We start from the raw sequence: 19,826 nt of genomic DNA on the forward strand, positions 1-19,826 counted from the left end.
TATGAGTAGGGTTTTTTATGAAAAGGAGTTTGTCATGGCACGAGAGCTGAGCAGTAAGTTTATTGAAGACTTGAAAGAAGGCGGTACACTGTATCCGTTTTTGGAATTTGTACGCAAAGATACCTCTCTGGATATGCAAATTCGTCCGGATGAGGTGCATATTTATTATAGAGGCATAGCGTTGCTGATTGTCCGCCTTAGAGTTGGAAAGTACGATATGCTGTTTAACCAGAACTACCTGACAAAAAGCTATGAAGTTGATCTGCCTAGTGTAGATAACACACTTATGGATGACCCTGAACGGTGGGTAGAAGTTTTTGCCGATTTGAAGACATGTATTGATGTCTATTTATCCTGTAACGAAAAGACGGTGTATTACTGCGAGGAACAGGTTGTTGTGAAGGACTTTCTTCAGACAACTATGCGTGAGAATAACTACTCCGCAGTTGCTCCGCGAACCGACTACCATATCACAGATATTGACTGCCAAAGTTCATTTTCAACAGGCACTATAATGCGTTTCGATATGCTGGGTCTGTATCTTCCGACAAAAGCTGCTGCTCAGATTGATCCTAACCCTGCTCTGGCTGTTTTTGCTATGCGTTTTGGTTCCATGAATCTTACAGGACCGCATGGGCTGATGTCGTTTCTTGAGAAACTGTTTAAGCTTGTTGAAGGCTCGCATGCACTGGAAGAGTTGGCAACAGAAGTGGAAAAAGTCTTTTATCAACGAAAAAGACTGTTGCTTCCGGGCAGTATGGTTGGTCCTAAGGAGGGCTTCACAGAAATCATACGTAATAAGCCGCATCTGGTAATCAACCTTGCTAACCTCGAGCCGGAAGGGGGGCAGCTTGGTAAGCTTATCCGCTCTAACGAACTGCAAAATGTTGTTCGGTTACTTCGTGACTCGATGGATGTGAAATTCGCCCATTCCCGCTTTATGGGATATGGAATTTATCGCAAGTGTTTGTACTCATTAGATGAGATAGCAAAATTCTTATAACATGATGTCTGGTTACTATGACAGCACTTCTCTATGTGCCTCTGCAAGATTGTAGAGGCACTTTTGTTAGTAAGTGCTTATCTGTTTTTATGAAGAGAGATAGACACATGTTGTTTTCAAGGAGATAGGGTAATATCACTTTTTGATAGAGGGCACCATAAACCATATAGGTGGTAATGCATTAACGCATAGAAATTGGAGTGCGGTGAAGCATGCTGAAACCCAGTGCGGAAGATACGCAGAAAATTACTTCTGTTGTAAAACGAAAGTACAAAAACGTTGCTGAATCTCTTGAGCATCAATTCCAGTATCCGACAGGAAGAGAAGGATTGCGGGGATTACAGTATCCTGAAGAGCTTTTTGAATGGTTACCGGATGATGTCGCTAAGTGGTATTGCGGAGTGGGAAATCCGTTTTCACTGAGTGACATCCGACCGGGAGAGCATGTTCTTGATTTAGGGTGTGGAGCCGGAGTGGATACCATTTTAGCTGCAAAGCTTGCCGGACCTTCAGGGACAGCTGTGGGCGTTGACTTCTCCGATGAAATGATTCAACGCGCACAGAGTAATAAGGCACTCGTAGAGTTAGAAAATGTTTCGTTTCAAATTGTCGATAGTGCAGAGTTGCCGTTTGACGACGAACAGTTCGATGTTGTTACCACAAATGCCATGCTGAATCTTGCGGTTGATAAGGCCGGTGTTCTTAAAGAGGTCTACCGTGTTCTTAAGGAAGGCGGAAGACTTCATGTCGCTGATCAGATATTCGTCGGGGCAACAATGAGTGGTGAGCAGGCGGTAGACAGCTGGTTTAAATGACAAGGCGGCGCTATACCGGAAACGGAGTTTCTGGCACTGCTTGAAGAGGTGGGCTTCAAACAGATCTCAAAAGTTGCAGAAACGGGCTATAAGAGTTCGGAAGTAACGACAGGGATGTTGTTTTTTGCCGTAAAGTAATATGAAAGGATGAGCATGACTGCTCATCCTTTTTTTATTTAAAACGCAAGATTAATCCGCCGCTGTATAGTGGAAGGGGCTGTGCAAAACCTTTGGGCGGTAAAACGGTTAAGACGTCGTTCTCTAACGATATGGTCCCTGCAAATCTGTCTCCTAGAGGGAGGGAGCCTATCAGCGTGAGCGTAGGTTGAACTTTTGGTGCAACTTCCAGCCCGAATGTCATGGAATCTGAGTCGGTGAAAATGAAAAACAGAAGGGTGTGGAAGATGCCTGAGCCATTGTGGGTACTCAGTGTATGTACAACATTGATGCCTGATGAAGTTGCCCCGACAAAGGTGTAGCCGAATTCGTTATCCTGCTCTTTGTAGTAGACGTAGGGCATAGTGTTTGTTGTGCGAACATGTACTTGGCTGAAGAATTGATTGCTGATGTTGGCGTTATGCACGTTTATGGAAACTATCTGTGAGCCGCTGTCTGCAAAGGGGCCCTGCATTGCTTCAACTATTTTCGGATTGATGAATTCTTCTTTATGAAAGGTGTAAGTGGATTTTTGCCAGTCCGGAGATATCGGCCATTCGTGAGCGATCTCCTTTGTGACGGGAGGCGGTAGTTCGTGCCCTTGCTGAGGTGCGCAATTCGCGTTGGAAAGAAATAAACACAACGTAAGGACGCTGCATAGCAGTGAGCATACCGTGTGAAACATAATGTACTCCTGAAACTGCATAAAAAACATGGCTGCGACGGGCATAGAAGGTCAGGATGAATCGGAGTAGAAGGAGTTAGTATTACCGCTGACTTTTTTATGCTTTTGTTCTGTGGGGGCTACGTCTGTGGCATTCATTGTGACAGTAACATGTTACGGATTAAAGGTAATGCTTTTTTTGTCCTACAGCTTACCGTTGGTGCTGTTGTATGGATTTTTCTGTGCTTGAGAGGTGGGGGACATCTTGTTGAGGAGATGACGCTCATGCCTTTGGTTGCAGGGATTCATTCAGTCATAAAAAAAGAAAACCCCTGACTGGGAAGTCAGGGGAACTGAAATTGTACAAGAAGCAATAGGGAAAGTGGATTGTGGCAATCAACTTGTGTGCTAGCCCCTCACTCTCCCCCCGCTGCGGTGCGATTACCAATACCGTTGCAGGGAGATGCATCCAGTGATGCTTGAGTGAAGAACAAACCGTATTATCGAAAACTCCTGCTCAACTATGCAGTGAGATTAGTAAAGTTAGAACCCGTAGGTTCACAGAACTGCGGCAACAGACGTGCTGGTTGCTCTACCTGCGCTGTTGCCGCAGTCTGTTGTCAGTCGAAGAGTTTCGACAAGAAACTCTTCGCATTAGGGGTGCTGTCATCTGTTTCCTGAGGATCTTCTGTTGCGGAATCAGTACCAGTGTCAGCGTGTTGGAACGCATCATTATTATCAATCCAGTTTTTGGAGGGGATGAAGCCGTACTTTTTCATCATTCCCTCTTCGAACCCAACACGCTCTGCATGCAGCTTGGCGCGGAGTTCCTTCATGGCGTTCACTATCTTTTGAATATCGTTAACTTCGGCATCGGGACTACTAGTGAGTGCTCGAAGCATAGTTTTTGTTGCCCAAAGTTCTTCACGTATCAGGCGGGTCTTTTCTGTATAGACTTTAGTGAGGCTATACACTTCTTTTTGCTGAGCAGGTGTAAGCTCAACGCAATGAGTTACAGCCTTTTCGTAGTTAGCAAAATCAGTGGCGTCGGCAATGGTGCTGCTAGCCATTGAGAGTACAAGAATAAATGCAACGAAAAGACGGCTAGTCATGGTCAGTACCTCATATGTAAAAATGCAAAACAGATATGAAAACGAGCAGAAAAAAAGGTTTTGCACCGTATTTTTTTTAGGGCGTAGCGCCACGCTTCCTGAAAACAATTTTGTTGCCATACAATGAGAGGGTGAACTCATTTTTTGTGACGCTACGCTCTATACGCTTCAGCAGCCAGTCGGGGGAGCTAGCTTGCTTATGTTTTCCTATTAGCAACTGGTGTGCCAAAAAATAACTTTTTTCATTTATCCTTGGATTACAGGTAAATAAAAAAAGTCGTGCTATTTCTTGGAGATCGGGGTAGAGACGCAATGTATAAAATTTATACGTTTTAGAAAAAAACGTTTAAAAATTAAACGTTATTTTTTGTAATGGCATAAAATAATACGTTTTTATGCATAAGAGGTTTGGAGCACAGAGCGCAATGCGTTCAAAAAATACACGAAATGAGATAACTCCGGGAAGATTGCTCTCGCCATATTGTATAGTGGCGGTTGTTCTGCTTGTGGGATTGGGCGTAGCTTTTCTTACGTACAATACTATTCAGAAGAACATGAAAGAGTATGTGCGTCTGTACGAAGATAAGGGAGCCTCCCTTATCACCTCTGTAGAGGCTGGAGTACGGACAGATCTACGGAGCAGAAATTCAACAATCCGGCTCAAGTTGTTGTTGGACGAGATGGCAGACCGTCCCGAAATTTTCTTCATAGCTATTACCTTCAGTGATGGCACCATCATGCAAAGTAGTTTTACTGAAGGGCAAAAACGCATGGAGGAACAGTTCTTACGGCGCATAAAGGAGTTGCCGAAAGGGGAAGAAGGACGCTCGATTATTTACAATGCTAATGAGCGTCAGGTTTTTTTAGCCTATAGAGAATTTACCCCGTTAACTCGCAAGGAACTCTGGAATAAGCTGCAAAAGGAGCCGACCCTAAAGCCTTTAGAACGGTTTATGAAGTTGTTTCGTAAGAAGGCTTCAACAGAAGCAGCGACTATCACCCAGAAATCAACGAAGAAGGTTGATACGCAAAATCTTGCTAAGGATATCAGCACGCTTCTTAACTCTGCCGAAGATGATAAGGAACAGCCGGTTATCTATGTAGGACTGGATGCCCGTTCGTTGCGTGACTTACAGCGTGCCAGCACTGTACAGACTGTTGTTACGAGCAGCAGTGTGCTGCTGTTAGCTGTGGTTGGATTCTTATCCCTATACTGGGCGCATCGTGCTCAGCGTTCTCGTCGAAAAGCAGGACGGAGTCAGGCCATGGTTCAGGAGGTTGTATACAACTTGCCGGATGGACTGATTGTAACCGACAGTAATGATCAGATTGTTTACATGAACGAGTTGAGCAAGGTCTTGTTGCACTGTGATGGGGACATTACCGCAGGACTTGATGCTGCTCACGTACTGTTACCGGATCTCGTGCCTTACTACATTAAGGCGCGTGAAGGATTGCTGCGTCGCGAGGAAGTTATTGAACTTTCGACTGAGGCATTACCGCTGCTGCCTGTGGGGGTAACAGGTTCTGTTATTAAAGATGAGCATGATGTGGTTGTCGGAACTGTGTTCCTCATGCGCGACCTGCGTGAGATGCATAACTTGCAAACCGAAGTGGAGCGTAAGGGCAAACTTGCGGCTATCGGTTCCCTTGCGGCAGGTGTTGCACATGAAATCCGTAATCCGCTCAGTTCTATTAAAGGTGGTGCAACCTACCTTAAATCCCAGTTCTCACAAGGCAGTGCCGGAGAAAAAACAGCTACCATTGTTATTGACGAAGTGGAGCGTTTGAACCGTGTAATTACCGATCTTATCGGGCTTTCTCGTCCTTCGGATTTGACCATGAAGCCAGTTGCTGTTGCCAGTGTAATCGAACATTGCACCGCGCTGATTACGCAGGAAGCGGAACTGCGAGATGTGTTGCTTTCTGTCAGTATTCCTGAAGACACCCCGTTTGTTATGTTAGATAAGGACAGGTTCTCGCAGGTTATTTTAAACCTGTGTCTGAACAGTCTGGATGCGATGGATGAAGGTGGTGAGTTAAAGGTTACCGTGGTGCCGGAGGCTCAGTCCATAAGCGTTATTGTGGAAGATAATGGCGAAGGTATGGACAACGAGACAAGAGAGCGGATTTTTGAGCCATATTTTACAACCAAGTCTCATGGCACGGGGCTTGGCTTGTCTGTCGTGCATAAGATTATTGAAGCCCATAACGGAATTATTCGTGTGTTCTCTCACAAGGATAAGGGAACACGATTTGTGATACAGCTGCCTTGTATGGATAAGGAGTAATGATGCCAGCACATATTTTAATTGTTGATGATGACGGTTCGCACCGTACGGTACTCCGCACTATTATTGAAGACTGGGGCTATGAAGTTTCTGAAGCTCCTGACGGTGAAACCGCTGTAGCAATGACGCAGGAGCGTCCGTATGACAGTGTGCTTATGGATATTCGCATGGGTGGTATGGACGGTATTACTGCACAGAAGCAGATTGCAAAGCATAATCCATCAATTCCTGTATTAATTATGACGGCGTATTCTTCCATTAATACAGCTGTACTTGCCTTGAAGCAGGGCGCATATGACTATCTTATTAAGCCGCTGGATTTTGATGTCTTAAAGTTGACCATAGAACGGATGCTCGATCATACCCGTCTTGCCGAAGAGAACCGTTCTTTGAAAGAGAATAATTCGGTTAAAAATCAGTTCGGCATGGTCGGCAGCAGTGAGCGAATGCATGAACTGGTAGAAACTGTTACTACTGTTGCCCCGACACATGCGCCGGTCCTTATTACAGGAGAGTCCGGAACAGGTAAGGAACTTGTTGCTAAAGCGGTGTATCAGGCAAGTGAACGTTCCAACAAACCGTTTGTGACCATTAACTGTGCTGCCTTGAGTGAAAGCCTGCTGGAGTCTGAATTGTTCGGGCATGAAAAGGGAGCTTTTACAGGGGCAGATAAACGTCGTGACGGACTGTTCTGGCAGGCGAACGGTGGTACAATTTTTATGGACGAAGTGGGGGAAATCCCCCTCTCGTTGCAGGCAAAGTTGCTACGTGTGTTGCAGCAGGGTGAATTGCAGCGTGTGGGGAGTGACGCAATCTTGCATGTAGATATCCGCGTTATTGCGGCTACGAACAGAGACTTGCAGGAAGAAGTTGCTAACAAGACGTTCCGTGAGGATTTATTTTACCGTCTTAATGTTATCGGGCTGGAAGTTCCTTCCTTGCGTGAGCGTCAGGCAGATATCCCATTATTAGCTGAGCATTTTATGAATATGTATGCTGCAAAATATGGCAAAAATATCGTGGGATTTTCTCCTCAGGCTATGGATGCTCTCGTAAATTGTCCGTGGCCGGGGAATATCCGTGAACTGGAAAACACGATGGAACGTGCTGTTATTATGGCTACTACAGAGTATATTACCGACAGGGAGTTGCCAGCTAACCTGCGTAAGGCCTTCCTAGAACAGACAGGCACTAATGCCGGTAGTGTTGAGTTGCCGTTGGGTGATGTTTCGCTCGAAAGTTTGGAAAAGCGCGCTGTGCAGGCCGCACTTAAAAAGCATAAAAAGAAAGTGGATGCTGCTAATGCATTGGGAATCACCCGTGCAACCCTGCATAGTAAGATTAAAAAATACGGCCTTGAAGAAAGTAAGCGAAAGTAACTTGTTTATATGTTCACTAGTTGATTGATATCAGCTAGGTAACAGTTTTTTTGAACTGTACGAAAGGTAGAGTGCCGCGTCATGCGTACTCTGCCTTTTTTTTGTGTTTTGAGTATGCATTATTTGCCCTGAAGCACTTGGGTGAGTTGTTTTTTTAGCGTACGGATTTTTCAGATTCAAACTGTATTGTGATGCTCCATTATGCTGTTTTATATACAAAATACGGAGTTAATACTGGTACGAATCTTTGATTATGTATTATTTGAAGGAGGGATACTTAACAGAATGGTGTGCATAGATGAAAAGAAGAACATTAAAACATATTGTATATGATACTATGTACTTGCAGGACACGCTTGCCGGCAAGGTTTTTAATTTTGTGCTTATAGCATGTATTCTTATGTCGGTAGGTGTTGTGCTTGCGTATTCAATTCCTTCTTTTGCTGCAGAATATTGGTACGCGGTAAATTATTTGGAATTTTTTTTCACAGTACTTTTTACCATAGAATATGCCTTACGTGTTTGGTGTACTCCTTCTCCTAAGGCATATATAATGAGTGGTTACGGTGTGATAGATTTTCTGTCCATTGCTCCTACATGGATAACAATCCTCTTTCCTTTCTTCCCATCTCTTGCCCTATTACGCCTTTTTCGCGTGCTGCGAATCCTTCGTCTAGTAAAGTTATTGCAGTATTTGAACGATATGCACTTGATAGTGCAGATCTTGCGTAACAGTAGACGTAGGATTGCCGTGTTGACGTTATGGATTATGGTGCTTGTCGTTATCTTTGGAACGTTGATGTACGTTATCGAGGGGCAGGAGCATGGTTTCACATCTATTCCTATTTCAATTTATTGGGCAATCGTCACGTTGACTACAGTGGGCTATGGAGACATTGTCCCACAGACTGTGCTTGGCAAAGCTGTTGCGGCATTAATTATGTTGATTGGTTATAGTATGATAGTGATACTTGCTGGTGTTATTTCACAAGAATTTTCTGATATGAAAAAAAACATCCAAACGTTGTCGTGCAATTCATGTGGAAAGTCAGATCATGAGCATAATGCAGTGTATTGCAAGCATTGCGGTAATCGTTTGTAGTGTTTTGTTACTGATGAATGATGAAAATTTTATGTGTTGATACTTTAGTTAACAGACATTAACATGCACTTGCGTGCAGTATGTAGGAATAAAGTTATCATCTTTCAAATTAGCATAAGATATACATGGCCAAATTATTGACAGCTGCATCAAAGTAAATATCTACTACCCTTCTTCGAAACTGCAGTACATTGTGTTATCAATAGAGGATGGGCGATAACATAATACAGTTGCCGGTACGATCGTATTTTACATCTGTCTGCACATAGAATTCTCTTCGCACTATTGAGACGATTTTTTAGATAGAAATTAGCCTGGGCTGGAGCTCTTATGTCGATGGAAAGTGTTTTAGCTAAAATGGAGTTTAGAAAGTTCGAGGCTAGTATAGTAGACTTTTTTTCAAAAAAGAACGGCTATGCAATTGTCTTGACTGAAGATACCAACTTTACGGCACTTTTGCGGCAAACACTCAACAAGCATCTTGGATTGCGGAATAAGTGTTTTTCGCAAGTCAGTACCGTTGAAGAAACAATTAAACAAATACGAAAAGAGCTTGCCGCCGGAAAAAAACTGTTAGTCTTTATCGAACGTATTCACAGGGATAAGGAAATGGCTTTTCTTGTTCGTAAGATTAAGAAAGACTATAGCAAGTGTAAGGTCTTTATCACTATGACTGAAGCACCTCGTGAGCAGTTCATTCTTTTGCATGAGCTGGGCGCGGATAACTTCATTACAAAGCCTATTGCCATTAACACCTTTATTGAAAAGGTTGCACACAGCATTAAACCGCAAGGTAAGTTAGGGCAATTAATTGATATAGCGAAGACGATGTTGGAGCAGGGCGCATATGAAGATGCAGCCAATGTTGCAAGGACAGTGCTCAATGCCAAGCCGGATCTTTCGTCTGCCATGCTTGTAATGGGTGATGCGTATAAGGGACTGAAAAAATACGAACAGGCACATAAGTGTTATCTGGGAGCAGGAGACTCTGCCCCTCTCTTTCTTGATCCGTTAAAAAAGCTTGCTGATTTATACGGAGTTGCGGGCGTAAAGAAGCGGCAACTTGATTGCCTTACAAAGCTGGACAAGATGAGTCCGCTGAACGTGGAGCGCAAGCTTGATATCGGTCATATTTATGTAGAGCTTGGCAACTATGTGAGTGCGGATGTGTACTTTGAAGGTGCGCTTCGGCAGGCGAACAAGGAAGCTTTAGACTATGTAGGTAATGTTTCTCAGCAGATTGCTTCTGCGTATGAAAAACGTGATCCCGCTCGTGCGGAACAGTATCTTCGTAAGGCATTGCGCGCCAAAGGAGATAATCTCGATAAGGGTGATGTTGATACCTTTAACAGCCTTGGAATTGTGCTGCGTAAACAGGGCAAATGGCGTCAGGCTATTCAGGAATACAAGCGAGCATTGCAGATTTCACGCAGGGATGAGAATCTTTATTACAACATTGCAGTTGCTTCTGCAGAGGGAAAAGAGTTTGAGCAGGCTGCAGCGTATCTGCGTAAGGTTATTCAACTGAATGAGAACTTTGTGCGTACTGAACCGGCCGTAGCGTATAATATGGGACTGATCTTTTTTAGAGCTTCTGACCTTGATATGGCTAAGATGCATCTGCAGATATGTTTGAGTTTGGATCCGAATCATGCCAGTGCCAAAAAAGTTTTATCACTTATGTAAAATTTTATTTTACAGAAATACAAAAAAAGGCGGCTTTTTTTTGAATTGTTACGCGGTCTGTTGAATCGTTGCGTAGCAAGTAAAGGAGGGCTGCCTTTTTTTATGCTGAAAATAAAGGAGAAAATTTTTTTACTCACCTTGTTTCAATAATTACATTATCAAAAGTAGACTACTTGAGGTTATCTGCAAAAATTGATATAGCTCGAAGCACATCACGAAAATTGTATATCTTCCTTGAGGAGGGGCGGAAGTGGCACACACTAAAGTAAATAAAACTATTGCTGAAATTAATGAGCGAATTCGTTCCGGTAAAGCTGTTGTATTGAACGCAGAAGAGATGGTTGATGCGGTCAAGACAATGGGTAAAGAAAAGGCTGCCAAAGAGGTAGACGTTGTGACTACCGGCACATTTTCGCCGATGTGCTCATCCGGTCTTCTTTTCAATATCGGGCAGCCGGAGCCGCCAACAATTAAAACATCCAAAGTAACTCTTAACGGCGTTCCTGCATATTCAGGTCTTGCTGCTGTGGATGGTTACATAGGCGCTACTGAGCCACGGGAAGATGATCCGCTTAACAAGGTATATCCGGGCCAGTTTAAATATGGCGGTGGTAACGTAATTGAAGACCTTGTTGCTGGTCGATCTGTTTCTCTGCGTGCTGAAGCATATGGAACGGACTGTTATCCGCGTAAGCTGTATGAGAAAGAAATTACTCTTGCTGACTTGCCGCATGCAGAGTTGTTGAACCCTCGTAACTGCTACCAGAACTACAATGCTGCTGTGAACCTTACTAGCCGTATTGTGTATACCTACATGGGACCGCTAAAGCCGAATATGCGCAACGTAAACTTTGCGACTGCCGGTTGTTTGTCTCCATTGTTTAATGATCCGTACTTTAAGACCATTGGCCTTGGAACTCGTATCTTCCTTGGTGGTGGTATCGGCTATGTTATTGGCGCTGGTACTCAACATGTACCAAATCCTAAACGTAATGAACGGGGGATTCCTCTTTCTGCAGCCGGTACGCTGGAATTGAAGGGCGATTTAAAACAAATGGATGCCAGATACTTGCGCGGCCTGAGTTTCTTGGGATACGGTAACACTATGAGTGTCGGTGTAGGTATTCCGATTCCAATTCTCAACGAAGAAATGGCGTGGTACACAGGCGTTGCAGACAGTGACATTCAGATGCCGGTAAAAGACTACGGCCATGATTATCCAAACGGATTACCGCGTGTGCTGCAACATTGTACATACGAGGAACTGAAGTCCGGTGAAGTTGAAATTATGGGCAAAAAGGTTGAAACAGTACCGATGACCAGTTACCCGATTTCACTTGAGATTGCAGATAAACTTAAAGAATGGATTCAAAAGGGCGACTTCCTTTTGACCGAACCAGTGGAAAAAATTCCAGCATGGTAAATACGTCTAAACTTCAAGCCCTTGAGTATAAGCTCAAGGGCTTTTTTTCTCCTGTATTGGCGTTTTCCGGTGGAGTGGACAGTCGTTTTCTGGCGCATCTCATGCACCGCGCAGAAATTAGCTTTACGGCAGTCCACATAACCGGTGAACATGTTCCCCGTGCGGAATCGGCTAAGGCTCTCAACTGGCTGCAAACGCATGATGTTTCGTATCAGGCTTTACGTCTTTCTCCGCTTTCTGTTCCGGAGATAGCGGAAAATAACAAGACTCGTTGTTATCACTGCAAGAGGCTGTTATTTTCTAGTATTAAAGAACTGGTTCAGGTCAATGGCGGAGAAGGAGAACAGCTCGTCGTTATCGATGGAACCAATGCTTCTGATCTGGGTGAATATCGTCCCGGGCTGAAGGCTTTGGAAGAGTTGGATGTTGTAAGCCCGCTCGCATTATGTGGAATCACTAAAGATGAAGTGCGTGAGTTGGCAAAAGCTACAGGCATGGAGCACTTTGACCAGCCTGCTACGCCGTGTCTGCTTACCCGCTTTTCATATGGTTGTACGCCGGATGAGCGTCTTTTGCAGAAGATTGAAGAGTGCGAGGCCGCACTTAAGCGTTACGGATTGCAGAATTTTAGAGTTCGTATCTTGGATGACGGCTCGCAGTTGCTTCAGGTGTCTACAGCAGAAAAAGGTCTATTGCATAAGCATCACGACGCTATTGAAGGTACCCTGCGCAGCGCAGGGTTTGAATCAGCAATAATTCACTGTTCTGAACGCGTAAGTGGATTTTACGACCGCAAATAGAATCATCTGATACTCTATAGCACTACTGGACAACAGTAAGCTTCTTCTGTATCATCCCGACTTTCGAAAAGACCGCTAAGGAGAATTATAATGGCTCATAAAAAACATGAACGTAAGAAAGAACTCGATCGTCGTCGTCATCGCCGTAAAAAAGCAATGAAACTTCGCATTAAAGAAGCTGTTGCTGCTAAGAACGCATAAGTTTCTTTTCGATAATTTTATCGGCTGCCTACAAGCGCGATAATGTTTTCCAGCTGCATTTCAGGTTGGAAAACGGCATTTTTCTTGGCAGCGGTTTCATGTTTCTAAACAGTGAAGCCGCTGTTTAGCTTTTCTAAGTTTTGTATTGTTGATGGAGGGTATTATGCCCATTTATGAATATCGCTGTAATGCGTGCGAACAAATTTTTGAAGAATGGACCACTTCCTGTTCTGAAAGTGACGAGTCCATTAAATGTCCTGTATGCGGTGGAGTAGCCGAGCGTATTATCTCCAACACTACTTTTGTGCTTAAAGGTGGTGGCTGGTATGTTTCCGAATATGGAAAAAACAGTGCGGCATCGAATCCCGCTAAAAAGGATATTCCATCCGGTTCTTCCGGGTGTTCCAGCTCCTCATCTTCTTCTGCATCTTGATAGATTTTTCGGCGGCCTGTACTGGCTGCCTTTTTTATGCATAGCAATCTTTAACCACAACCTTATGTAAGAGAACGCTAAAATGATCGAACGTTATACTCGCCCCGAAATGGGTCAGCTCTGGACGCTTGAAAACAAATTCCGCGTCTGGCTCGAAGTTGAAATCGCTGTTTGTGAGGCGTGGCACCGCCTTGGCGAAATCGATGATGAAAGTATGAAGCAGATTCGTGAGAAGGCCGATTTTGACGTGGACCGTATTCTTGAGATTGAGGAAACTACTCGTCACGATGTGATTGCATTCCTCACTGCTGTAGAAGAGAAAGTTGGCCCTGCGGCTCGCTTTATCCACCTCGGCTGTACTTCTTCCGACATTGTGGACACAGCTAACGGCGTTCTGCTTTCCCGCGCAGGTGATATCATTCTCAAAGATTTTGAAAAATTACTTGAGACCCTGAAAACCATCGCGCATGAGAACAAAGGTCGTCTGTGCATGGGACGTACCCACGGTATTCATGCAGAGCCTACCAGCTTCGGTTTGAAGATGGCTGGCTTCTATGCTGAGTTCAAGCGTCACTACGAACGTTTCAAAGCTGCTGTTGAAGGCATTCGTGTCGGTAAAATTTCCGGTGCGGTAGGTACAATGGCAATGATTCCAGCGGAAGTTGAAACTATCACTTGCGAAGTGCTCGGTCTTGCTGTGGATCCTATTTCCACACAGGTAATCAACCGTGACCGTTACGCTGCGTACTTCACAGCCCTTGCTGTTGCAGCAGGCGGTATTGAGCGTCTTTGTGTTGAACTGCGCCACTTGCAGCGTACCGAAGTGCTTGAAGCTGAGGAAGGTTTCCGCAAAGGTCAGAAAGGTTCTTCCGCAATGCCACACAAAAAGAACCCTATTTCTGCAGAAAACCTTACTGGTCTTTCCCGTCTTATCCGTACCAACTCTGTTTCTGCTATGGAAAACCAGGCTCTCTGGCACGAGCGTGACATCAGTCACTCCTCTGTTGAGCGTGTAATTATGCCGGATACCACAATCCTCATGAACTACATGCTTAACCGTCTGTGCAATCTGATTTCCAACCTGCGTGTCATTCCTGAAAACATGGATCGCAATCTTGTTGGTTCAATGGGACTCTTCTTCTCCCAGCGTGTACTTCTTGGCCTTGTTGATACCGGCATGGGTCGTCAGGATGCGTATGTAATGGTGCAGAAATGTGCAATGGAAAGTTGGGATACAAAACAGCTTTTTGAAGACCTCGTTCGAAAAGATCCAGAAATCAGTGCACGCATCGCACCTGAAAAAATGGATGAAATCTTCGATGCAAAATACTACCTGCGTCATGAAGATCTGATTTTCGATCGCGTATTCAATTCATAGATTTATAGTAAAAAATTATGGAGCGGAAAATGGCAGAACTTAAAAAACGACTTGCAAAACTTCTGTACGAGAAGTCTTACAAAGAAGGGGACTTCACTCTCGCTTCCGGCAAAAAGAGTGATTACTACTTCGACTGCCGTCAGACCGCTCTGCACCCTGAAGGTGCGTGGTTGATCGGCAACCTTTTCTACGAACTCATTTCCGGCCTTGAGAATGCAGCAGAAATTAAAGGCGTAGGCGGTATGACTCTTGGTGCGGACCCGCTTGTAAGCTCTACTTCTGTAATCTCCTTTGAAAAAGGCGGACACCTTCCTGCACTTATCGTGCGTAAGCAGCCTAAAGGTCATGGAACCGGACAGGGCGTTGAAGGTCTTGCTAATTTTGAAGATGGCGATGTAGTTGTTATGCTTGAAGATGTAGTAACTACTGGTGGCTCTGTTATTACTGCAATTGAGCGTATTGAAGCTTCTGGCCTCAAAGTGTCTTGCGTATGCGCAGTACTTGATCGTGATGAGGGTGGCCGCGAAGCGCTTGCAGAGCGTGGTTACAACCTTGTATCTATCTTTAACCGTAAAGAGCTTGTAGAACTTGCTACTAGCTAACGCGTTATAAATAGAGATGTTTTTGAGTGCCTCCTGCATGGGGGCACTTTTTTTTTTACACTTTTTTCTAGTGCATTGAACTGCAATTTCTTGACAAGTTTGCTTGTCTCATGTCCTTTGTCAGTTTGGATTTACAATTACTTTAGTCTTCAAATAAATCACGGCATGTTGGGGATTTTTCCTCGAAATAAGGATCTTCATGCGCTTGCTTCCGTACCTCTTTTCATTTTGCCTTTGTTTTAGCATTTCCATTGTTCCCGCCTTTGCTGGTTGGCAGGCCGTTGTTCCTGAAGAAGCTGGAAAGCTTCCAATGCTTGTTGCAGTTGATAAATCCAGACAATCTGCTCAGTTCTTTGGTCAAAAGGCCAGCGAGCTTTCTTCGCAAAAAGTTCCTTGCAGTTCCGGACAGGTGAAAGGGGATAAGCAGCGTGAGGGAGACAGAAAGACCCCTGAAGGTATCTACTTTGTAGAAAAAAGGCGTACTAGTGGGTTAGACTATGCTTTATACGGTCAGGAAGCATATACTCTTAATTATCCTAACCCTGTAGATAAGCTTCGAGAGAAGAATGGGCATGGCATTTGGATACACGGAAGGGGCACACCTATTGTTCCTAGAGAAACAAAAGGATGTATTGCTTTAAATAATCCGGATATTGCCGATCTATATACCAAGGTGACAGTTAATACTCCTGTAATTTTAGCCGAACAGGTAGTACCGTATTTTCGTTCTGAATCTGAATTTAACGAATTGAAAGAAAAAACGTTTCAGTGGGTTGCCGCATGGCAGGATCGTTCTCCAGAATATTTGCAAATGTTCTCACCCGAGGCATTTACAAAAAGTATGAAGAAGCCTTTTTCTTCTTTCAAACAACAAAAGGAACGTCTTTTTTCTCGACTTCCATGGATTATTACATGGACGAATAACGTTAATGTGCTTCAGGGACCTGATTACTGGGTAACATGGTTTGACCAATACTACCATGCCCCAAACCTTGTAACGCAAGGTGTACGCCGTTTGTACTGGCAGAAGAACAGCGACGGTGAGTTTGTAATTGTGGGCATGGAATGGAAAGAAAGGAAAATAGGTATAGAGAAGGCGTATCTTGACGCTGTCGCTGCAAGTGTGCATAACTTTCTTGATACTTGGGTCACTGACTGGAAAAACGGAACAGTGGATAAGTACATTAGTAGGTATGCGATCAAAGCCGTACAAGGATCGCATCGGGGTGTTAATGCCATAGCAAATCATAAGCGTAAGCTGTGGCAGCAAAAAAAGCCTGCTAAGATTGTGCTTTCAGACATCAAAATGTCTATGTCCCGACGGGGGCTTGAAGTAACCATGAACCAATACTATGAAGATAGTACCGGTTACTCAGATCAAGGGACTAAGACATTGGTCTTACTGCCAAAAGATGGCCAATGGGTCATCGTAATTGAAGAGTGGAGATCCTGATAGATGAGTGAAAAGTATAGTGTCCTCATAATGCGTGATGATACAAACGTACGACGATACAGGGTGAGTTCGTCCAGCTTAAGGATGCTTTTAGTTGTTTTGTTCTGTGTGGTGCTCGTGGCGCTATGCGGAATCTTTACAAGTTTTTCACTCTGGGAAACAAATACAGCTCTTATGAAAGAGCGCCACGGTGTACAAAAAGAGTTACGTGATTTAAAGGTGTACGTTGAACGCCTTGAAAATATAGAACAAATTTTGCAATCAAACGATCCTGAAGAACTTCAGGCATTGTTTTCTTCTATGAGTGTGGCTGCTTCAGCAGAGTTACCACCACCTATTGATCTTTCTTCTATTTTAAAAATTGTAGATGCAAACCTTGTCGAGGTTTCCAACCTTAAGCTGCAAAAGGCGACAGGGGGGAATCTGCGGTTATCACTTAAGCTCGATAATAAAAATGCTAAAGGAAATATTCGCGGCTCAATTGCACTGGCCTTCATTACCAAAGAAGGTAAAGTCATTGTGATTGATGCTAATGAAAAGGATATGGACTTCAGCATTAACCGTTTTAAGCGAATTGTTACGACTTTCGAGGTTCCGGAAGCAATGTTGCTTAACGAGGCATATGCACTTCAGGTGAGCATTAATAAAGATAAGACAACATTGCTGCAACGCATTTACCCGATGAAAGAACTTATGTAGTTTGTCTTTTGGTCGGCTGTATAAAACTGAGTCAAATATTTATTATTTGGATTCGAAATGTAATTAAAAAAGGGTGGAGTTTTTTACTCCACCCTTTTTTTAGTTAGTTTTTTCTGCACGACGTTTTGTATTTTTACGAATAATAGGTTGTCTGTTCTTTATTCCGGTGAAAGGGGGACAAAGCTCTTTCACGTAGAAGCATAGAAAAATTAAGTGCGGCAGCCAAAAAGAACAGGCACATTATTCTGATTGAATATTGTATGACCGAAGCTTGCGATAAAGATAGCTGCGCTCAAGCCCTATAGCTTCTGCAAGGCGTGTGATGTTACCATCAAACTCCTTTAACTTTGCTTCAAGGAACGCTGCCTCAAAGTGGTTGCGTGCTTCTTTAAAGTCTACAGCGCCGTTTGAGATAAGCTGTTCGCCTGTGGAGGACGGTAGTGGTACGAACTTTGAGAATTCTGGCGGTAGCATCTTTGCTGTTACTATTTTTCCGCCGTACATAATGAGCATGCGTTCCACAAAGTTTTTTAGCTCGCGTACGTTGCCCGGCCAGCCGTATTGGAGCAGGGCTTTGGTTGCTTCTTCGTCAAAGGTAAGTGGTTTGAACCCGTGCTCTGCAACAAGCGTGGTAATAAAGTTTTCGATAAGCAAAATGACGTCTGTACCACGTTCTCTGAGTGGCGGAACGTAGATTGGGAAGACGCGAAGGCGATAGTAAAGGTCTTCGCGAAAATTGCCTTCACGGATTTCATCCTCAAGCTTTTTGTTTGTTGCAGCGATAACGCGCACGTTTACTTTAATGGTTTTGTTTCCGCCGACACGTTCGAAGGATTGCTCTTGAAGAATACGCAGGATTTTTGCCTGTGTTTTCATACTCATGTCACCGATTTCGTCGAGGAACAGGGTGCCGTTGTTCGCCATTTCGAATTTACCGGTCTTGGACTGGTCGGCACCGGTGAACGCACCTCGTTCGTGTCCAAAGAGTTCTGATTCGATGAGTTCTTCTGGGATAGCGGCACAGTTCACTGCCACGAGAGGATTATCGGCCCTGCGTGAGTGTGCGTGGATGGAACGGGCAGCAATTTCTTTGCCTGTTCCGTTTTCTCCGGTGATGAGTACCCATGCGTCTGTAGGAGCTACTCGCTCAATGTGTTCACGAAGTTCACGTATTGGTGCAGAATTACCTGTTACTTCTACAGTTTGCTCGGTACGGATGCGTGACTTGAGGGCAAGGTTTTCTTTGCGCAGGTTCTGGAATTCAAGAGCCTTGTTGGCTGCGATGACAACTTTTTCAAGTGAAAGAGGTTTTTCAATAAAGTCGTGTGCACCGTATTTGATAGCGTTAACCGCTGTTTCAATATTCCCATGCCCAGAGATCATGATGACTGGCAGTGACTTGTCATATTGCTTGATATTGGTCAGCACTTCCATGCCGTCCATGCCTGGAAGCCAAATGTCCAGAAAAACAAGATCAGGCGATAATTCTTTGACAGCTTCAAGCCCCAGTTCCCCAGTCTCAGCTTCTTCAACCAAGTAGTCTTCATCTTCCAGAATTCCGCGGAGAGAAAAGCGAATTCCTTCTTCATCATCAATAATTAATATACGAGCCTTGGACTGAGGCATAGAAGCTCCATGAGGTGATTAAACGGAAAAAGAATAGTGTGAGCCTAGCGACTAAGGATGTTTGAAAGTGCGCCATTCAGAGACGGGTACGAAAAGCGGAATCCAGATTTAAGTAGTTTCTCCGGTAAGACGCGTTGTCCTTGCAGGATAAGTTCTTCAGCCATTTCCCCAAGTGCTAAACGTAAAACAGGAGCTGGAACTCGTAACCATGATGGTTTACCGAGTACTGCGCCCAAAGTTTTACAGAATGTATCCATAGTCACTGGGGACGGCGACGTAAGATTGAATACACCTTCGCAGGTTGGTGTGTTTATAATATGAATTATTGCATCTACCTGATCCTGGATATGAATCCATGACATGACCTGCTTGCCGCTACCGAGCGGGCCACCTACGCCGTAGCGGAATGGTGGTAGGAATTTTTGAAGAACGCCACCGTGGCCGAGCACGAGACCGGTACGGATAATCACTCTTCTTGTGCCGGAAATGTCCATGCAGGAAGTGGAAGCTTCCCAATCTTTGCAGACAGAAGCCAGAAAACCCTGTCCAGCGGGACTTTTCTCAGTTGCTGGACTGTCTTCAGGGGATGCAGGTTGTGAGCCGTAAAATCCTATTGCAGAGCTCTGGATAACAACCTTTGGCTTTTCATCGAGAAAATCTATGGCACGGCACATGGAAGCGCCAGCAGAAACTCGAGAGTTACGTATTTCTGCTTTACGTTCGTCTGTCCATCGTCCAGCGGCAATGTTCGATCCGATCAGGTTAATAACCACATCGGCAGATTTTAAATGCGTTGCCAGTTGTTCAGGGTTTTTACCGTCCCATGGTGCAAACTCAACATGGAAAGAGTGCCCCTCCGGAATGAGATAGCGCCCACGCTCTGGGTTGCGTGAAGTAACGACCACATGAACATCATTTTCAAGCAGGCGGCTTGTGAGTGCTCTGCCTATAAAACCCGAACCACCAAGAAGTACAGCATGCATAGTCTCAAGCTCCCTCTTGT

The 19,826-nt window shown here is 44.4% G+C and carries 18 protein-coding genes; 14 read left to right on the plus strand and 4 right to left on the minus strand.

Features of this window, described 5'->3' with window-relative positions:
• Window positions 1–34: 34 nt before the first annotated feature.
• On the plus strand, window positions 35–1,003 hold the full coding sequence (locus BUR09_RS07200) for a hypothetical protein (protein WP_074216263.1): 969 nt from the start codon (window positions 35–37) through the stop codon (window positions 1,001–1,003).
• Window positions 1,004–1,215: 212 nt separating this feature from the next.
• Complete coding sequence (locus BUR09_RS07205) at window positions 1,216–1,956, plus strand: methyltransferase domain-containing protein (protein WP_272483559.1); 741 nt, start codon at window positions 1,216–1,218, stop codon at window positions 1,954–1,956.
• 34 nt (window positions 1,957–1,990) lie between these two features.
• Here BUR09_RS07205 and BUR09_RS07210 read toward each other — a convergent pair whose 3' ends face one another.
• Complete coding sequence (locus BUR09_RS07210) at window positions 1,991–2,659, minus strand: hypothetical protein (RefSeq protein ID WP_074216265.1); 669 nt, start codon at window positions 2,657–2,659, stop codon at window positions 1,991–1,993.
• A 599-nt stretch (window positions 2,660–3,258) separates the two neighbouring features.
• The gene (locus BUR09_RS07220; protein WP_074216267.1) at window positions 3,259–3,750 is read right to left on the minus strand and encodes a hypothetical protein; all 492 of its coding nucleotides are present in this window, start codon (window positions 3,748–3,750) and stop codon (window positions 3,259–3,261) included.
• 425 nt (window positions 3,751–4,175) lie between these two features.
• Here BUR09_RS07220 and BUR09_RS07225 point away from each other — a divergent pair, with 425 nt between their 5' ends.
• From BUR09_RS07225 to BUR09_RS07275, 12 genes are all read left to right on the plus strand, one after another.
• Window positions 4,176–6,041 carry an ATP-binding protein gene (locus BUR09_RS07225; RefSeq protein ID WP_175566001.1) on the plus strand — a complete coding sequence of 622 codons (1,866 nt, stop codon included), beginning with the start codon at window positions 4,176–4,178 and terminating at the stop codon, window positions 6,039–6,041.
• The gene (locus BUR09_RS07230) at window positions 6,041–7,420 is read left to right on the plus strand and encodes a sigma-54-dependent transcriptional regulator (protein WP_074216269.1); all 1,380 of its coding nucleotides are present in this window, start codon (window positions 6,041–6,043) and stop codon (window positions 7,418–7,420) included. The genes BUR09_RS07225 and BUR09_RS07230 overlap by 1 nt, the downstream gene beginning before the upstream one ends.
• Window positions 7,421–7,718: 298 nt before the next feature.
• The gene (locus BUR09_RS07235) at window positions 7,719–8,522 is read left to right on the plus strand and encodes an ion transporter (RefSeq protein ID WP_074216270.1); all 804 of its coding nucleotides are present in this window, start codon (window positions 7,719–7,721) and stop codon (window positions 8,520–8,522) included.
• A 330-nt stretch (window positions 8,523–8,852) separates the two neighbouring features.
• Window positions 8,853–10,208 (plus strand): tetratricopeptide repeat protein, encoded by a 1,356-nt coding sequence (locus BUR09_RS07240; protein WP_084539374.1) that lies wholly within the window; start codon window positions 8,853–8,855, stop codon window positions 10,206–10,208.
• A 250-nt stretch (window positions 10,209–10,458) separates the two neighbouring features.
• Window positions 10,459–11,631 (plus strand): homocysteine biosynthesis protein, encoded by a 1,173-nt coding sequence (locus BUR09_RS07245; RefSeq protein WP_074216271.1) that lies wholly within the window; start codon window positions 10,459–10,461, stop codon window positions 11,629–11,631.
• On the plus strand, window positions 11,625–12,431 hold the full coding sequence (gene larE, locus BUR09_RS07250; protein WP_074216272.1) for an ATP-dependent sacrificial sulfur transferase LarE: 807 nt from the start codon (window positions 11,625–11,627) through the stop codon (window positions 12,429–12,431). The genes BUR09_RS07245 and larE overlap by 7 nt, the downstream gene beginning before the upstream one ends.
• 90 nt (window positions 12,432–12,521) lie before the next feature.
• On the plus strand, window positions 12,522–12,632 hold the full coding sequence (locus BUR09_RS17150; RefSeq protein ID WP_322788046.1) for a DUF6800 family protein: 111 nt from the start codon (window positions 12,522–12,524) through the stop codon (window positions 12,630–12,632).
• A 163-nt stretch (window positions 12,633–12,795) separates the two neighbouring features.
• Window positions 12,796–13,065, plus strand: a complete 270-nt coding sequence (locus BUR09_RS07255) for an FmdB family zinc ribbon protein (RefSeq protein WP_074216273.1) — start codon at window positions 12,796–12,798, stop codon at window positions 13,063–13,065.
• Window positions 13,066–13,147: 82 nt separating this feature from the next.
• Complete coding sequence (gene purB, locus BUR09_RS07260) at window positions 13,148–14,443, plus strand: adenylosuccinate lyase (protein WP_074216274.1); 1,296 nt, start codon at window positions 13,148–13,150, stop codon at window positions 14,441–14,443.
• Window positions 14,444–14,472: 29 nt separating this feature from the next.
• On the plus strand, window positions 14,473–15,045 hold the full coding sequence (gene pyrE / locus BUR09_RS07265) for an orotate phosphoribosyltransferase (RefSeq protein WP_074216275.1): 573 nt from the start codon (window positions 14,473–14,475) through the stop codon (window positions 15,043–15,045).
• Window positions 15,046–15,244: 199 nt separating this feature from the next.
• Window positions 15,245–16,498 (plus strand): L,D-transpeptidase family protein, encoded by a 1,254-nt coding sequence (locus BUR09_RS07270; protein ID WP_084539376.1) that lies wholly within the window; start codon window positions 15,245–15,247, stop codon window positions 16,496–16,498.
• 3 nt (window positions 16,499–16,501) lie between these two features.
• Window positions 16,502–17,197 (plus strand): hypothetical protein, encoded by a 696-nt coding sequence (locus tag BUR09_RS07275; RefSeq protein ID WP_139296755.1) that lies wholly within the window; start codon window positions 16,502–16,504, stop codon window positions 17,195–17,197.
• A 240-nt stretch (window positions 17,198–17,437) separates the two neighbouring features.
• On the opposite strand, the gene BUR09_RS07280 is transcribed toward BUR09_RS07275, so the two are convergent.
• Together BUR09_RS07280 and BUR09_RS07285 are read right to left on the minus strand one after the other, a co-directional pair.
• Window positions 17,438–18,823: a sigma-54-dependent transcriptional regulator gene (locus BUR09_RS07280; RefSeq protein ID WP_074216278.1), complete on the minus strand. Its 1,386-nt coding sequence runs from the start codon at window positions 18,821–18,823 to the stop codon at window positions 17,438–17,440.
• Between the two features lie 44 nt (window positions 18,824–18,867).
• Complete coding sequence (locus BUR09_RS07285; RefSeq protein ID WP_074216279.1) at window positions 18,868–19,806, minus strand: TIGR01777 family oxidoreductase; 939 nt, start codon at window positions 19,804–19,806, stop codon at window positions 18,868–18,870.
• Window positions 19,807–19,826 lie beyond the last annotated feature (20 nt).

Source organism: Halodesulfovibrio marinisediminis DSM 17456 (assembly GCF_900129975.1).
Classification (GTDB): domain Bacteria; phylum Desulfobacterota; class Desulfovibrionia; order Desulfovibrionales; family Desulfovibrionaceae; genus Halodesulfovibrio; species Halodesulfovibrio marinisediminis.

Excerpts from the sequence above, each read along its gene's own strand:
- BUR09_RS07200 (WP_074216263.1), top strand. The coding sequence starts at position 35 with ATGGCACGAGAGCTGAGCAGTAAGTTTATTGAAGACTTGAAAGAAGGC.
- BUR09_RS07210 (WP_074216265.1), bottom strand. The coding sequence starts at position 2,659 with ATGTTTCACACGGTATGCTCACTGCTATGCAGCGTCCTTACGTTGTGT.
- BUR09_RS07220 (WP_074216267.1), bottom strand. The coding sequence starts at position 3,750 with ATGACTAGCCGTCTTTTCGTTGCATTTATTCTTGTACTCTCAATGGCT.
- BUR09_RS07225 (WP_175566001.1), top strand. The coding sequence starts at position 4,176 with ATGCGTTCAAAAAATACACGAAATGAGATAACTCCGGGAAGATTGCTC.
- BUR09_RS07230 (WP_074216269.1), top strand. The coding sequence starts at position 6,041 with ATGATGCCAGCACATATTTTAATTGTTGATGATGACGGTTCGCACCGT.
- BUR09_RS07235 (WP_074216270.1), top strand. The coding sequence starts at position 7,719 with ATGAAAAGAAGAACATTAAAACATATTGTATATGATACTATGTACTTG.
- BUR09_RS07240 (WP_084539374.1), top strand. The coding sequence starts at position 8,853 with ATGTCGATGGAAAGTGTTTTAGCTAAAATGGAGTTTAGAAAGTTCGAG.
- larE (WP_074216272.1), top strand. The coding sequence starts at position 11,625 with ATGGTAAATACGTCTAAACTTCAAGCCCTTGAGTATAAGCTCAAGGGC.
- BUR09_RS17150 (WP_322788046.1), top strand. The coding sequence starts at position 12,522 with ATGGCTCATAAAAAACATGAACGTAAGAAAGAACTCGATCGTCGTCGT.
- BUR09_RS07255 (WP_074216273.1), top strand. The coding sequence starts at position 12,796 with ATGCCCATTTATGAATATCGCTGTAATGCGTGCGAACAAATTTTTGAA.
- purB (WP_074216274.1), top strand. The coding sequence starts at position 13,148 with ATGATCGAACGTTATACTCGCCCCGAAATGGGTCAGCTCTGGACGCTT.
- pyrE (WP_074216275.1), top strand. The coding sequence starts at position 14,473 with ATGGCAGAACTTAAAAAACGACTTGCAAAACTTCTGTACGAGAAGTCT.
- BUR09_RS07270 (WP_084539376.1), top strand. The coding sequence starts at position 15,245 with ATGCGCTTGCTTCCGTACCTCTTTTCATTTTGCCTTTGTTTTAGCATT.
- BUR09_RS07275 (WP_139296755.1), top strand. The coding sequence starts at position 16,502 with ATGAGTGAAAAGTATAGTGTCCTCATAATGCGTGATGATACAAACGTA.
- BUR09_RS07280 (WP_074216278.1), bottom strand. The coding sequence starts at position 18,823 with ATGCCTCAGTCCAAGGCTCGTATATTAATTATTGATGATGAAGAAGGA.
- BUR09_RS07285 (WP_074216279.1), bottom strand. The coding sequence starts at position 19,806 with ATGCATGCTGTACTTCTTGGTGGTTCGGGTTTTATAGGCAGAGCACTC.